The 12,766-nt window shown below is 64.7% G+C and carries 12 protein-coding genes; 3 read left to right on the top strand and 9 right to left on the bottom strand.

What is annotated here, in order from left to right:
- Positions 1 to 374: 374 nt before the first annotated feature.
- From pnp to rbfA, 5 genes are all read right to left on the bottom strand, one after another.
- On the bottom strand, positions 375 to 2,510 hold the full coding sequence (gene pnp / locus BJF92_RS23790; protein ID WP_075637284.1) for a polyribonucleotide nucleotidyltransferase: 2,136 nt from the start codon (positions 2,508 to 2,510) through the stop codon (positions 375 to 377).
- 599 nt (positions 2,511 to 3,109) lie between these two features.
- A complete protein-coding gene (gene rpsO, locus BJF92_RS23785; RefSeq protein ID WP_075637238.1) occupies positions 3,110 to 3,379 on the bottom strand; it encodes a 30S ribosomal protein S15 in 270 nt (89 codons plus the stop codon).
- Between the two features lie 207 nt (positions 3,380 to 3,586).
- Positions 3,587 to 5,299, bottom strand: a complete 1,713-nt coding sequence (locus BJF92_RS23780) for a sensor histidine kinase (protein WP_075637237.1) — start codon at positions 5,297 to 5,299, stop codon at positions 3,587 to 3,589.
- 288 nt (positions 5,300 to 5,587) lie between these two features.
- On the bottom strand, positions 5,588 to 6,523 hold the full coding sequence (gene truB, locus BJF92_RS23775) for a tRNA pseudouridine(55) synthase TruB (protein ID WP_075637283.1): 936 nt from the start codon (positions 6,521 to 6,523) through the stop codon (positions 5,588 to 5,590).
- Positions 6,524 to 6,806: 283 nt separating this feature from the next.
- Positions 6,807 to 7,205 carry a 30S ribosome-binding factor RbfA gene (gene rbfA / locus BJF92_RS23770; RefSeq protein ID WP_075637236.1) on the bottom strand — a complete coding sequence of 133 codons (399 nt, stop codon included), beginning with the start codon at positions 7,203 to 7,205 and terminating at the stop codon, positions 6,807 to 6,809.
- 381 nt (positions 7,206 to 7,586) lie between these two features.
- On the opposite strand from rbfA, the gene BJF92_RS23765 reads away from it, so the two are divergent.
- Positions 7,587 to 8,324, top strand: coding sequence for a pentapeptide repeat-containing protein (locus BJF92_RS23765; protein WP_245294879.1), 738 nt, complete (start codon positions 7,587 to 7,589; stop codon positions 8,322 to 8,324).
- 25 nt (positions 8,325 to 8,349) lie between these two features.
- Here BJF92_RS23765 and BJF92_RS23760 read toward each other — a convergent pair whose 3' ends face one another.
- The 4 genes from BJF92_RS23760 to lepA all read right to left on the bottom strand — a co-directional run bounded on the left by BJF92_RS23760 (position 8,350) and on the right by lepA (position 11,361).
- Entirely contained in the window at positions 8,350 to 8,649 is a 300-nt protein-coding gene (locus BJF92_RS23760; protein ID WP_075637235.1) for a CcdB family protein, read from the bottom strand.
- A 77-nt stretch (positions 8,650 to 8,726) separates the two neighbouring features.
- Positions 8,727 to 8,954, bottom strand: a complete 228-nt coding sequence (locus BJF92_RS23755) for a type II toxin-antitoxin system CcdA family antitoxin (protein ID WP_075637281.1) — start codon at positions 8,952 to 8,954, stop codon at positions 8,727 to 8,729.
- A 110-nt stretch (positions 8,955 to 9,064) separates the two neighbouring features.
- A complete protein-coding gene (locus BJF92_RS26495; RefSeq protein ID WP_075637234.1) occupies positions 9,065 to 9,436 on the bottom strand; it encodes a YegP family protein in 372 nt (123 codons plus the stop codon).
- Between the two features lie 101 nt (positions 9,437 to 9,537).
- Complete coding sequence (gene lepA / locus BJF92_RS23745; RefSeq protein WP_075637280.1) at positions 9,538 to 11,361, bottom strand: translation elongation factor 4; 1,824 nt, start codon at positions 11,359 to 11,361, stop codon at positions 9,538 to 9,540.
- Positions 11,362 to 11,509: 148 nt separating this feature from the next.
- Between lepA and BJF92_RS23740 the strand changes: the two genes are divergently transcribed.
- Both BJF92_RS23740 and BJF92_RS23735 read left to right on the top strand, forming a co-directional pair.
- On the top strand, positions 11,510 to 12,100 hold the full coding sequence (locus BJF92_RS23740; protein ID WP_075637233.1) for a helix-turn-helix domain-containing protein: 591 nt from the start codon (positions 11,510 to 11,512) through the stop codon (positions 12,098 to 12,100).
- 29 nt (positions 12,101 to 12,129) lie between these two features.
- A complete protein-coding gene (locus tag BJF92_RS23735) occupies positions 12,130 to 12,705 on the top strand; it encodes a GNAT family N-acetyltransferase (protein WP_078058359.1) in 576 nt (191 codons plus the stop codon).
- Positions 12,706 to 12,766: the final 61 nt, after the last annotated feature.

The raw sequence follows: 12,766 nt of genomic DNA, 5'->3' as shown, positions 1-12,766 counted from the left end.
CTTGGCGCGCGTGGCGGCAGGCCCTTGGTGTCGAGCGCACGCGCCTCGAATGGCGCAGCAGCACTCATGAAAAAAATCGGCTTGTCCGGTCTCGTGCGCCTCTCGGCCACGATGCGAGGCGAAGCAGCGGCCTGCGCCTTGGCCGGCTCGCGAACTGAATAGCCGGATAAATTCTATGTCGAACCTGCAATCTGCCCGGCGGATCCTCGGTTGAGCAAGGATGGACAGGACTGCCTGGGAAGGCAAAGGGCGCGGAGCGGCATCTGCCGGCCTCCGCGCCCTCTTGTCCTTTCACTGCGTCTCCAGATCACCGGATTCTGCGAGAACGTGTTTGCGTTCTTCGGTCCAGTGCTCAGAGGCCGCGGGCAGCCGGCTTATTCGGCGGCGTCGCCTTCGGCCTTGCCGGAGACTTCCTTGCCGGTGGCCTGGTCGACGACCTTCATCGACAGGCGGACCTTGCCGCGCTCGTCGAAGCCCATCAGCTTGACCCAGACCTTGTCGCCTTCCTTGACGACGTCGGTCGTCTTGGACACGCGGTCGGAGGCCAGCTGCGAGATGTGCACGAGGCCATCGCGCGGGCCGAAGAAGTTGACGAAGGCGCCGAAATCGGCGGTCTTGACGACCGTGCCTTCATAGATCTGGCCGACTTCCGGCTCGGCGACGATCGAGTGGATCCACTTGCGGGCCGCTTCGATCTCCTTGCCGGAGGACGAGGCGATCTTGATGGTGCCGTCGTCTTCGATGTTGATCTTGGCGCCGGTCTTCTCGACGATTTCGCGGATGACCTTGCCGCCCGAGCCGATGACTTCGCGGATCTTGTCGACCGGAATGTTCATGACCTCGATGCGCGGCGCGAATTCGCCGAGCTGGCCGCGGCTCTCGGTGATGGCGTTGGCCATTTCGCCGAGAATGTGCTTGCGGCCACCCTGTGCCTGGCCGAGCGCGACCTTCATGATCTCCTCGGTGATGCCGGCGATCTTGATGTCCATCTGCAGCGAGGTGATGCCGTCAGCCGTGCCGGCGACCTTGAAGTCCATGTCGCCGAGGTGGTCTTCGTCGCCCAGGATGTCCGAGAGAACGGCGAAGCGGTCGCCTTCCAGGATCAGGCCCATGGCAATACCGGCAACCGGCTTGGCGAGCGGAACGCCCGCATCCATCAGCGCCAGCGAGGTGCCGCAGACGGTGGCCATGGAGGACGAGCCGTTCGATTCGGTGATTTCGGAAACGACGCGCAGCGTGTAGGGGAACTGTTCCGCCGACGGCAGCATCGGGCGGATGGCGCGCCAAGCCAGCTTGCCATGGCCGATTTCGCGGCGGCCCGGGGAGCCCATGCGGCCCGTCTCACCGACCGAGTAGGGCGGGAAGTTGTAGTGCAGCAGGAAGCGTTCCTTGTACATGCCGGTCAGGCTGTCGACATACTGCTCGTCTTCGCCGGTGCCGAGCGTGGCGACGACGATCGCCTGGGTCTCGCCGCGGGTAAAGAGCGCCGAACCATGGGTGCGCGGCAGCAGGCCGACTTCCGCCGTGATCGGGCGAACCGTTTCCAGGTCGCGGCCGTCGATGCGGCTCTTGGTGTCCAGAATGTTCCAGCGAACGATCTTGGCCTGCAGATGCTTGAAGACGGCGCCGACTTCTTCGGCCGTGTAGCGCGGCTCGCCGCCCTCGGGGAAGAAATGCGCCTTGACCTTGGTCTTGACGGCATCGACGGCGGCGTAGCGGTCGGCCTTCTGGGTGATCTTGTAGGCTTCGCGCAGCTCGCCTTCGGCGATCGACAGCATTTCGCCTTCAAGCGCGGAGAAGTCCTCCGGCTGGAAGTCACGCGGCTCCTTGGCGGCGACCTCGGCCAGCTTGATGATCGCGTCGATCACCGGCTGGAAGCCCTTATGGCCGAACATGACGGCGCCGAGCATCACGTCTTCGTCGAGTTCCTTGGCTTCGGACTCGACCATCAGAACGGCGTCGGTGGTGCCGGCAACGACGAGGTCGAGGCTGGACTCGTCCATCTCGTCGAGATGCGGGTTCAGGACGTACTGGCCATTGATATAGCCGACGCGCGCGCCGCCGACCGGGCCCATGAAGGGAACGCCCGAAAGGGTCAGAGCGGCCGAGGTGGCGACCATCGAGAGGATGTCGGGATTGTTTTCCAGGTCATGCTGCATGACCGTGACTACGACCTGCGTGTCGTTCTTGTAGCCCTCGGGGAAGAGCGGGCGGATCGGCCGGTCGATCAGGCGCGAAACCAGCGTTTCGTTTTCCGACGGGCGACCTTCGCGCTTGAAGTAGCCGCCCGGGATCTTGCCGGCGGCATAGGTCTTTTCCTGGTAGTTGACGGTCAGCGGGAAGAAATCCTGGCCCGGCTTCGGCGCCTTGGCCGAAACGACGGTGGCCAGAACGACGGTTTCGCCATAGGTGGCGAGAACGGCGCCGTCGGCCTGACGGGCGATCTTGCCGGTTTCCAGCTTCAGCGGGCGGCCGGCCCATTCGATTTCGACCGTATGCGTATCGAACATCATCTTACATTCCTTGCATCTGCGGGGTCCGGCCGCTGCCGGAACCGGCGCGGGCGGTTTCTCCGCCGTGACGGCGCATCACGGGCAAGACAGCGGGAGGCTTCTGACGGGCCACGGGGTGGAACCGTCGTTCGGGCATCCGGCGAAGCGGGCGGGCCATCCGGCGCCGGTTTCCCGCTCCGGCCATGGCGCCGAAGCATCCTGCAATCCTGCCCCATGACAGGCCGGTCGGTTGATCTTCCGCAGCCCGGCACATTCCGGTCTGCGGGTCTCTGCCGCCTTGTCGCGCCCTCGCCTCCGGCGCGGCGCGCCGCCTCGTCTCGAACCAGGGGCTCTTGAACCAGGCGGATCGGCGGCATCGGCAAGACCGCTTTCGGTCCTGCCTGCTCTGGCAACGGGCGGCGCCTCAGGGCCTGTCCGCCATTGCCTCTTGTCTCGGTGTGCCGGATGGGCGCCGCCTGGCCTTCAGGCGACAGGCGCGATCCTGTCCGGTCTGCCCTCCTGCGAGGGCACCCGCCTGCCGCCCTTCCTTGAAGCGACGCAGGCCGGATGCGAAACCGCCGGGCCCATCATGGCGATGCGCCCGGCGGCTCGAAGTCTTAGCGGCGGATGCCGAGCGCGGTGATCAGCTTGCTGTAGCGCCCTTCGTCCTTCTTCTTCAGATAGTCCAGCAGCGAGCGGCGGCTGGAAACCAGGGCCAGGAGACCACGACGGGAGTGGTTGTCCTTCTTGTGGTCCTTGAAGTGTTCGGTCAGGTTGGTGATCCGCTCGGTGAGCAGGGCCACCTGGACTTCCGGAGAACCGGTGTCGCCTTCGGCGGTGGCGTACTGCTTGATCAGTTCCGCCTTGCGTTCTGCGGTGATCGACATCGTGTCATCCTTTCTTCTATTTTTAGGATTTCAGGTCGCCTGCAGCCGGGATGTCGTCTAGCTGCGGCCGTTCAAGCCCATGAAGAGGGTTCGCGCAAAATGCGGGAACCGCCGCGTCAAACGCAGCCGAACCTCATGTTGGCGCTGCCTATACCGCATCTTCCTGAGGAAAGAAAGAGCGTGCCGACGCAAGTGAAAGGCCGAGGGTCACGGCGTTTCCGCGGGCTTGGCCTCTGGCGACAGCTTGGCCAGCGGAATGGTCACCTGCCATTCGATGCCGTCGGCATGGCGCTCGCGCTTGAGCCTGGCATCGAGCGACATGCCGAGCATGCGCTCCAGCACCATGGTGCCGAAACCCCGGCGCGGCGGCGTGGTCTCGGCCGGCAGGTCGGCACCGCTCTCGCGCCAAACCAGATGGAGCTCCGTCTCGTCTGTCGTCCAGCTCAGGCGGACGCGGCCATGGCTGTTGGCCAGCGCGCCATATTTGGTGGCGTTGGTGGCCAGCTCGTGCAGCGCCATGCCGAGCGTCTGCGAGGCCTGCGTATCCAGCCGCAGGGGCGGACCATCGATGACGACGCGGCCGGCCTCCTCCGGCACGAAGGGCTGCAGCTGGTTGCGGGCAAGCTCGCCCATATCGACCCCCTGTGCCGCATGGGCGATCATCAGGTCGGTGGAGCGGGCAAGGCCGGCAAGACGGCGGCGGAAGGTCTCGGCAAAATCCTGTGCCGTGCCCTGCGCATGGACCGACTGGTTGAGCATGGACTGGATGACGGTCAGCTGGTTCTTCGAGCGATGCGCCACCTCGCGCATGAGGAAGTGGATCTCGCCCTCGGCCTTGGCGCGCGCCTCTGCCGCCGCCCCCAGTGCTTCCGAGACGGCTTCGAGTTCGGTGATCCGGTGGCGGCGGGGTGCCACAGGCTCTCCCGCGCCAAGCCGACGCGCATCCTCCGCCAGACCGCGCACGCCCTGCGACAGCATCCGGGCAATGGCCATGGAGCCGACGAGGGCAAGCCCGGCAAACAGCATGCCACCAAGGCTCAGCCAGAGGAAGGACTTGACCACGCGGGCATCGACATCCGACTGGCGTGCCCAGGCCACCACGCGCCAGCCGCTGGTCACGGAAAACTCCGTGACCGTGCGGTAATCGACCCCCTTGTAACGGGCAGAACCGAGCCCGGCCTCGGGGCCCGGAACGATCTGCAGGAAGAAGGCAGTGCCGGGCCGCATCGTTGCGTCGGAGGAGGCGATCACGCGGCCGGTGCTGTCCAGCACCGCGGCGTTCCAGCCGCTGGAGAGCGCGCCATGACCGACGACGCGCGCCAGATCCTCGGCGTCGCGCGTCAGCGCCATCACCCATTCCGTGGAGGTGCCGTTGTCGCCGAGCGGAAGATAGACATTGAAGACCCAGCGCCCTGCCGTGCGGCCGAAGAAGACGTTGGAGACCACCGTGGTGCCCGAGCGGAAGGCCTGATCCACCGAGGAGGGATCCGCCACCGGCGGCAGCGGCGCGCCGTAGCGTACGCGGGTGTTGAACAGCTGGCGATAATTCCGGTCAACGATCAGAAGATGCGTGCCCGTGCCGGCAAGGGCGGAAACCGAGCGGTCGTAAAAGGCCTTGAAATCGGTGTCCCCGGGCCGATGCAGCGCGGCAAGAACCTTGAGCGTGGTCAGCATCGTGTCGATTTCACGCTCGACCACGCGGCTGACCGAGGTGGTCGAGGCCCTCAGAAGCTGGCTGACGACCTCGTCCTGATTGTCCGCGCTGCGCTTGAGAATGAACAGCGAGAAGATGAAGGACGGGATGATCGCCACCATCAGCAAGGCGGCCAGATAGACCACGAGCGGCCGGCGCACGCGCATCCGCCGTCCCACCTGCCAAGGCGGCGCTCGTTCAGGATTGGTCTTCACCGTCTCGGCCATGCCCCCATCGCACTCCCCGCCTTGCGGTCCGACAGCGACAGGTCGGAGACGCCGCGAAGCAGATCCGCAGCGACCTTAACAAAACAAATTCAGCGAAGCGAAGACAAAAGCCCGTCTTGCCAATGCTTTAGCGAAACCTGTCTTGCCGCCCGATCATGCGATGGCCGGAGTGGGCGCTGAAGCGCTTCGGATGCGCTCGAAAACCGGCTCCCACTTTTCGGTCCGATGCGCTGGTCTTGCCTCGCATCGGAGTTGTCCGAAAACCGGGTTCCACTTTTCGGTCCGATGCTAGTTTTCCGTGAAGACCCGCTTGGGGCGGAATTCGCCCTCGGCGATTTCGCCGATCGCCACCAGTCTGCCGCGCGCCGTCGCATAGGCTTCCGGCTCGGCCACCGGCGCATCGCGCCCGCGCACGATGATCGGATTGCCCATGCGCAGGCGGTGGGCCTGGTCGTCATTGACGGGCAGATGCGGCAGGCTCGCCAGCGCCTCGCTGGTGTCGATCAGGAAAGCGTCGAGCGCCGCCAGGCGCTCGGCCTCGTCCTCGATCTTTTCGAGCGCCACCAGTTCGGCGAGCGGCACCATGCTGTCCTCGGCAAAGGGCGCGACGAAGCTGCGGCGCAGCGAAGCGATATGGCCATAACAGCCGAGATCGCGGCCGAGATCGCGGGCGATCGAGCGGACATAGGTGCCCTTGCCGCACTCGATCTCGAAATGGGCGAGATTGGGCAGGCAGCCGAGCAGCGTCAGGCGGAACACCTCGACCTCGCGGGCGGGAATCTCGACCGTCTCGCCTTCGCGGGCAAGATCATAGGCGCGCTCGCCATCGATCTTGATGGCTGAGAATTGCGGCGGGATCTGCGAGATCACGCCGGTATAATTCGGCAGCAGCGCGCGGATCGCCTCTTCCGACGGACGGTTGTCGGAACGCTGGCTGACCTCGCCCTCCAGATCGTCCGTTGTGCGCTCCTCGCCCCAGGCCACGGAGAATTCATAGATCTTGCGGCCGTCCATCACGTAAGGCACGGTCTTGGTGGCATCACCGAGCGCGATCGGCAGCATGCCGGAGGCCAGCGGATCCAGCGTGCCCGCATGGCCGGCCTTCTGCGCCTTGAACAGCCACTTGATCTTCGACACGGCCTCGGTCGAGCCGAAATCGATCGGCTTGTCGAGGATCAGCCAGCCGGAGACCGGACGGCCCTTGGGTTTGCGCGGTTTTCCCATCGTCTTCTTCATTCCATCCTGGCAAAGCCCGGCCAAGCTCTTCGGCATCGGCACGCGGGTCTTCTCATCTCGGCACGGATCGCCCTCAGGCGACAACGCCCTGCAGCCGCCTGAACCCGGCGGTCATGCCGCAAACAAACAGCGACACCCTGTCCCGTCTTCTACGGTCAGGTTTCGGAGCGGCGAACTGAAAACCGGTTCCCACTTTTCGGTCCGATGCTCCAGATCTTTGTCTTTGCATCGGATTATCCGAAAACCGGTTCCCACTTTTCGGTCCGATGCCCTAATCCTCGTCGTGATCGAGATCGCGCACGACATCGGGCGAGCGCAGGAGCTCGTCGATCTTCTTGTAATTGTCGAAGCTGGTATCGTCGCGGAAGCGGACTTCCGGCATATACTTCATCTGCCGCAGCTGCGGGCCGAGGCGCCCGCGAATGAACTTGGCGTTGCGGTTCAGCGCTTCGATCGTTTCGCTGTGGTCGGCCACGCCGAGCGGCGTAACATAGGCGGTGGCGATCTTCAGGTCCGGCGACATGCGGACTTCCGAAATGGAAATCACTGTCGTCTCGATCACCGGGTCGCGCACCTCGCCACGCTGCAGCACCTGAGTGATGGCAGCGCGGACTTGCTCGCCGACCCGCAGCATGCGCTGCGAGGGAGCCGAGGAGGTCGGTTTGCTCATGATTGTTCCGTTATCCAGCGCCCTCAAGGCGCGATTGAGGCGGTGCAATGCCTGTTTCACGCTGAAAGGTCAAGGCATGACCGGCCAAAAGCCCGCAAATGCAGGCTTCCGGATGCGGCGATCGGCGGGCCGCCCCGCTACACACCGTGAAAGAAGGCGACCCGTATGTCCCTGAGCATTGGCCCGAAAAGCCACTGGATTAAGCCGGGGCGCGGCCAATGCGCGCCCCAGGATGCGCCCCATGTCTTCCCATGGCCATGATTTCATCCGAAACTCCGGAAGGCTCTGGCCGGTTGCGCTATGCCGACTCCCGCGCGGCTTGCGGTGCCGGAGGGTTTGAGATTAGGTGCGACGCGCGCCTGTCGGGAGGAGATACGGGACATGACGGCTGAAACGGCAATGCCCTTTGAAAAGGCACCGGCAGATCCTGTGCGACAGCTCTTGGCCATGCTCGCGGCAGCGGCGGCGCTCGGCCTTGCCGGCCCTGCCCCCGCCGCCGATTGCAGCGCCTCGCCCGCCTCCGGCATCGACTGGAGCGGCTGCAACAAGCCGCGCATCCTCCTGTCCTCCAGCACGCTCGACGGCGCGAACCTGAGCGAGAGCGATCTCAACGCCACCGATCTCAGCGGCTCCAACCTCAATGGCGCCCGTTTCGAGAAGGCGCGGATGATCCGCACCTCCGTCGCCGGCTCGACGGCGCAAGGGGCGGACTTCGCTCGCATCGAAGCCTATCGCTCGAATTTTTCCGGCATCAGGGCAAATGGTGCGAACTTCTCCGGCGCGGAACTGCAGCGCGCCGAGTTCGCCGGCGCCAATCTGACGGGCGCGAATTTCGAGAAGGCGGAACTCTCGCGCGTCGACTTCTCCGGCGCGACGCTGAACGACACCCGTTTTGCCCTGTCGAACCTGTCGCGCGCGCGGCTGACCGGCGCCAAGCTCGCCGGCCAGCTCGGCTTCGACCAGGCCTTCCTCTACCTCACCCGCATCGAGGGGCTGGACCTGTCCCAGGCGAAGGGCCTGACACAGGAACAGGTCGATCTCGCTTGCGGCGACGCCAAGACAAAGCTGCCAACGGGCCTGACTGCTCCGGGCGGCTGGCCCTGCGCGGACGATCAATAGCCGGCAATCGTTCGCGCAATCCGGATCAGAAGCCCTGAAAGAGGAAGTCAAGGGCGGCGGTGATGTCGTCACCCCGCTGCTTCAAATTGGCGATCGTCGCGCTGACGGCGCGCTCTGGCACCGTTCCGATGAATTGCGTGGCCATCAGGTAGGACGTTCCATCGACCGTGATCATCGGATTGAGACGCGCGATGGGATATGCCAACGCTCCCAGCGGCAGGAGAGGAACGACAACACGCGTATCCAGGCCATCAAGAAGAGAGGATTGAACGTCGACCACAAGTGCGCCGTCTGCCTTCATCTGATAGACATCGAACCGCGCCATCGGAACACCTCCAGCCAAAGCACCCCTTCACCGGCCACAATAGGCAAAGCGGTCGAATAGCGCTGACCCGGTTGACTTTAGAATTGGCGATACCGCGCCAGTGGCAGGCCATGTTTGGCGACATAGTCGTTGCATGCAGCAATCGCCTCAGCATTCTCGATCCGCCAGAGACGCTCCTTCTCCGCCTTCACGGCCTGGGCGACACCCTCGGCGGCCGCGCGGGGCACGTCGATCTTCAGCGCCTCGGCTTCTGCCAGGAGGCGCTCGTCCAGAGCGAGATCGGCGGTTCTGATGGCTTGGGTCATGCGGGATCTCCCAGAGCGAACGGCGATAAGGCCGGGCTTCAAGGCGAGGCCGGCCTTATCGGGCATTGCACATGATAAACCGATCCTGACGGCCCGGAAAGACCGGCGCGTCAGGCCGCGACCGTCTCGTCGTCGACAGGCGCCTCGGGCGCGTTCTTCTTCAGCGATTCGATGCAGTTCTTGGCGCTGGCCTTGGACGCATAGCGTTCCGACTGCACCATCACCTCGCCATTGGAGGCCCGGAAGCGGACGATGAACTGGTCCTTGCTGTCGGCGATCTCGAAGCGGTAGCCTGAGCCCGTCTCCTCGCGCGTGAGGTCGACGACGGCGGCATCGGGCACATTCTTCTTCAGCGATTCGATGCAGTTCTTCGCGCTGGCCTTGGACGCATAGTTTTCCGACCAGACCATGACCTCGGCATTATAGGCGAACTGCACGCGAAACTGGCCGTTCGCCGCCTTGACGATCTTGAACTTGTGCATGGCAACCTCCCGGAGAAGCGGCAGGACGCGGATGCCCTGCCGGCCTCGGGGACAAGCCTGACGAAATCAGGCGACAAGATCAAGAAGAAGCTGAGAGCTTCCTATTCGTCGCCCATCTTCAGCGCAGCGATGAAGGCTTCCTGCGGAATTTCCACCTTGCCGAACTGGCGCATGCGCTTCTTGCCTTCCTTCTGCTTTTCCAGAAGCTTGCGCTTGCGGGTGGCGTCGCCGCCATAGCATTTGGCGGTCACGTCCTTGCGCAGCGCGCGCACGGTCTCGCGGGCGATCACCTTGCCGCCGATGGCGGCCTGGATCGGGATCTGGAACATGTGCTGCGGGATCAGGTCCTTCAGCTTCTCGCACATGGTGCGGCCGCGCCGGTCGGCGGCGGAGCGGTGGACCAGCATCGACAGGGCATCGACGGGCTCGCCATTGACGAGGATCGACAGCTTGACCAGGTCGCTCTCGCGATAGTCCGAGAGATTGTAGTCGAAGGAGGCATAGCCCTTCGAGATCGACTTCAGCCGGTCGTAGAAGTCGAACACCACTTCGTTCAGCGGCAGGTCATAGGTCAGCATGGCGCGGCTGCCGACATAGGTCAGCTCGGTCTGGATACCGCGGCGGTCCTGGCAGAGCTTGAGGATGCCGCCGAGATATTCGTCCGGGGTCAGGATCGTCGCCTTGATCCAGGGCTCGCGGAACTCGCTGATCTTGACGACATCGGGCATGTCGGCCGGATTGTGCAGCTCCTTCTCCGTGCCGTCGGTCATTGTCAGCTGATAGACGACCGAAGGTGCGGTTGCGATCAGGTCAAGGTCGAACTCACGGCTCAGGCGCTCCTGGATGATTTCCAGGTGCAGGAGGCCGAGGAAGCCGCAGCGGAAGCCAAAGCCGAGCGCGGCCGAGCTTTCCATTTCAAAGGAGAAGGAAGCATCGTTGAGGCGCAGCTTGCCCATGGCCGAGCGCAGCTCTTCGAAGTCGGCGGCATCGACGGGGAAGAGGCCGCAGAAGACCACGGGCTGGGCCGGCTTGAAGCCCGGAAGGGCTGCGGCCGTCGGCCGCTTGTCGTCGGTGATGGTGTCGCCCACACGGGTGTCGGCCACCTCCTTGATCGAGGCGGTGATGAAGCCGATCTCGCCCGGGCCGAGGCTGTCCATGGCCACCATCTTCGGGGTGAGCACGCCGACGCGCTCGATCGTGTAGCGGGCATCGGTGCCCATCATGCGGATGGTCTGGCCCTTGGAAAGCCGCCCCTCGATGATGCGCACGAGAACCATGACGCCGAGATAGGTGTCGTACCAGCTGTCGACCAGCAGTGCCTTCAGCGGCGCGGCTTCGCCGCCGTCGCTCTTGGGCGCCGGCAGGCGATTGACGATGGCTTCGAGCACGTCGGGAATGCCGAGGCCCGTCTTGGCCGAGATCAGAACCGCGTCGGAGGCGTCGATGCCGATCACTTCCTCGATCTGCTGCTTGATCCGGTCAGGCTCGGCGGCCGGCAGGTCGATCTTGTTGAGAACGGTGACGAGCTCGTGATTGTTGTCCATCGCCTGATAGACATTGGCCAGCGTCTGCGCTTCCACGCCCTGGCTGGCATCGACCACCAGCAGCGAGCCTTCGCAGGCCGAGAGCGAGCGCGAGACTTCATAGGCGAAGTCGACATGGCCTGGGGTGTCGATCAGGTTCAGAACATAGGTCTCGCCGTTGTTCGCCTTGTAGTGCAGGCGCACGGTCTGGGCCTTGATGGTGATGCCGCGCTCGCGCTCGATATCCATGCTGTCGAGCACCTGCTCGCTCATCTCGCGCTCGGCCAATCCGCCTGTCGTCTGGATCAGCCGGTCGGCAAGGGTCGATTTGCCATGGTCGATATGGGCGACGATGGAAAAATTGCGGATATGGTCGAGGGGCGTGCGCGTCGTGGTGCTCATGGGGGCGGCATATAGCAGCGCATATCCCGGGCGCAAAGCGGGAAATGCCGGGCTTCCGGGCTTCTTCGCCCTGTCCCCGCCCGATGCCGCGGCAGGAATCCCGCAGCGATCCGCTTGACTCCACCAAAAGAGAATTTATTCTCTTATCATGGAATTGGGCAAGGACACCTTTGAAGACAGCATCGACAGCCGCTTGGGCGAGCGGCTGAAGGCGCTGCGCCAGGCGCAGCGGCTGACGCTGGACGCGCTGGCCGAGCGCGCCGGCGTTTCCCGCGCCATGATCTCGCGCATCGAGCGCGGCGAGGCGAGCCCGACGGCGCAGCTGCTCAACCGCCTCTGCGCCGCGCTCGACACCACCCTGTCGCGCTTCTTCGCGGAGGAGGAAACGCAGGAGGATCCGCTGTCGCGGCGCGACCGCCAGCGCGTCTGGCGCGATCCGGCCACAGGCTATCGCCGCCGCTCGGTCTCGCCGGAGCGCACGGGCTCGCCCGTCGATGTGATCGAGGTGGAGTTTCCGCCCGGCGGACGCGTGGTGTTTGATCCCCATGTGTTCGACAGCGGCGTCAGCCAGCATGTCTGGATCCTCGAAGGGGCGATGCGGCTGACATCGGGTGAGACCACGCATGCGCTGCAGGCGGGCGATTGCCTGTTCATGCGGCTGAGCGACGGCCAGATCTTTGAAAACCCTCATGCCGAGCCGGCGCGCTATGCGGTGATCCTGCACCGGCACGAAACCTGACCATCTCCCCCTTTTCTCAAGAGGCCTTCATGCCATCCTCGCCCTCCTCGGCCGCGCCGTCCACTGCGCCTTCCAAAGACCTTGGGGCCGCCGAGCGGCTCACCCACTTGTCCGCAAAGGAGGCGCTGGCCGCCCTTCCCGATCTTGCCGGGATCCTGCTCGATTGCATCGACGGCGGCGCCTCCGTCGGCTTCATGGCCGGCTTCTCGCAGGCGGAAGCCGAAGCCTATTGGCGGGAGGTCGCTGCCGGCGTTGACGCCGGTGCCATCGTTCTTCTCGGCGTGGAGTGGGCGGGCCATATGGTCGGCACGGTGCAGCTCGGCCTGAAGCAGCCGCCCAACCAGCCGCATCGCGCGGATCTCAAGAAGCTGCTCGTTCACCGTTCAGCCCGTGGCGCCTGCCTCGCCCGCCGGCTTCTGGCGGCGGCGGAAGCGCGGGCGCGCGATGCGGGCAAGAGCCTGCTGGTGCTCGACACGGCGACGGGCAGCCCAGCGGAGACACTTTATGAGAAGCTCGGCTGGAGGAAGAGCGGCGTGGTGCCGAATTACGCGCTCTGGCCCGATGGGCGCTTCTGCGACACGACCATTTTCTACAAGGCGCTCTGATCCGCTTGCCGGCGCGCGGCGATCGATCGCACATCGCGCAAAAGACGCGGCCCGAAGGAAT

Source organism: Xaviernesmea rhizosphaerae (assembly GCF_001938945.1).
GTDB classification, from domain to species: Bacteria; Pseudomonadota; Alphaproteobacteria; order Rhizobiales; family Rhizobiaceae; genus Xaviernesmea; species Xaviernesmea rhizosphaerae.
The sequence above is the reverse complement of the archived record's forward strand: the minus strand, read 5'-3'. Positions and strand labels throughout refer to the sequence as shown.

What these genes read in the sequence shown, in the direction of transcription:
- BJF92_RS23735 (WP_078058359.1), top strand. Translation starts at nt 12,130, where the DNA reads ATGCCATCCTCGCCCTCCTCGGCCGCGCCGTCCACTGCGCCTTCCAAA.
- pnp (WP_075637284.1), bottom strand. Translation starts at nt 2,510, where the DNA reads ATGTTCGATACGCATACGGTCGAAATCGAATGGGCCGGCCGCCCGCTG.
- BJF92_RS23740 (WP_075637233.1), top strand. Translation starts at nt 11,510, where the DNA reads ATGGAATTGGGCAAGGACACCTTTGAAGACAGCATCGACAGCCGCTTG.
- lepA (WP_075637280.1), bottom strand. Translation starts at nt 11,361, where the DNA reads ATGAGCACCACGACGCGCACGCCCCTCGACCATATCCGCAATTTTTCC.
- truB (WP_075637283.1), bottom strand. Translation starts at nt 6,523, where the DNA reads ATGGGAAAACCGCGCAAACCCAAGGGCCGTCCGGTCTCCGGCTGGCTG.
- rbfA (WP_075637236.1), bottom strand. Translation starts at nt 7,205, where the DNA reads ATGAGCAAACCGACCTCCTCGGCTCCCTCGCAGCGCATGCTGCGGGTC.
- BJF92_RS26495 (WP_075637234.1), bottom strand. Translation starts at nt 9,436, where the DNA reads ATGCACAAGTTCAAGATCGTCAAGGCGGCGAACGGCCAGTTTCGCGTG.
- BJF92_RS23755 (WP_075637281.1), bottom strand. Translation starts at nt 8,954, where the DNA reads ATGACCCAAGCCATCAGAACCGCCGATCTCGCTCTGGACGAGCGCCTC.
- BJF92_RS23760 (WP_075637235.1), bottom strand. Translation starts at nt 8,649, where the DNA reads ATGGCGCGGTTCGATGTCTATCAGATGAAGGCAGACGGCGCACTTGTG.
- BJF92_RS23780 (WP_075637237.1), bottom strand. Translation starts at nt 5,299, where the DNA reads ATGGCCGAGACGGTGAAGACCAATCCTGAACGAGCGCCGCCTTGGCAG.
- rpsO (WP_075637238.1), bottom strand. Translation starts at nt 3,379, where the DNA reads ATGTCGATCACCGCAGAACGCAAGGCGGAACTGATCAAGCAGTACGCC.
- BJF92_RS23765 (WP_245294879.1), top strand. Translation starts at nt 7,587, where the DNA reads ATGACGGCTGAAACGGCAATGCCCTTTGAAAAGGCACCGGCAGATCCT.